Genomic DNA, 856 nt, shown 5'->3' on the forward strand with positions numbered 1-856 from the left:
TGCCGATCGAGGCATTGTTGCAGCCCATGCGTCGGTCACCGACTGGACGACCTGCCTATCCACCGCTGGTCCAGCTCAAGGCCCTGCTCTTGCAGCAATGGTATCGCCTGTCAGATCGCGACCTGGAGGAGGCGCTCGCCGATCGACCGAGCTTTTGGCGGTTTTGCGGCCTTGGGCTGGAGGATGCGGTGCCAGACGCGACCACCTTGTCCCGCTTCCGGATCGACCTGGCTGAGGCAGGACTGGCTGAAGCCGTGTTCGACGCGCTGAACCGGCAGCTCGAGCAGCGTGGCTTGGTCATCAAGGCCGGCACCATGATTGACGCCACGCCCGCGCGCATCTTCCTGGTGCGCGCCATTTCATGGATGGAGCCGGCGCCTGCTGACGCCGGCTGGTGGAAGCGGACGTGAAGCGCCCGCCCATGCGCGAGGGCGAGGTGTCGGAGCGCGATCCGGCAGCCGGCTTCACCCGCAGAGGGCAGCGCAGCTTCTTCGGCTACAAGGCCCATCTGGCGGTGGATCAGGGTTCGGACCTGATCCGCAAGGCGATCCTCACCAGCGCCGACATCGGGGAGAGCATCGCTGCCGACACGCTCATCTGCGGCGACGAGCAGGCCGTGCTGGCGGACAAGGCGTACGAGTCGATGGAAAGCCGGGAGGCCCTGGTCGAGATCGGCATCACCGACCGGATCATGCACCGCCGGCAGGCGGGCAAGCGCCAGCCCAGCTGGCACAAGTGGATGAACGTCGCGATCACGCCGCTGCGCGGTCAGATCGAGAAACTCTTCGGCACCATGAAGCGTCGCTACCTGTACCGACGCGTGCGCTACCGTGGCCTCCTGCGCAACCGCTGCCAG

General features: G+C 66.5%; 2 protein-coding genes. Both read left to right on the plus strand.

Annotated elements, in window-relative coordinates; genetic code table 11:
- Positions 1 to 410 (plus strand): transposase (locus tag HLA95_RS27545; protein ID WP_222185154.1); only part of this gene is annotated, 410 nt, incomplete at its 5' end.
- A partial coding sequence (locus HLA95_RS27550) for a transposase (RefSeq protein WP_222185157.1) occupies positions 407 to 856 on the plus strand: 450 nt, incomplete at its 3' end. The genes HLA95_RS27545 and HLA95_RS27550, both read left to right, overlap by 4 nt.

Origin of the sequence: Geminicoccus harenae (assembly GCF_019800005.1) — a bacterium.
Lineage (GTDB): Bacteria > Pseudomonadota > Alphaproteobacteria > Geminicoccales > Geminicoccaceae > Geminicoccus > Geminicoccus harenae.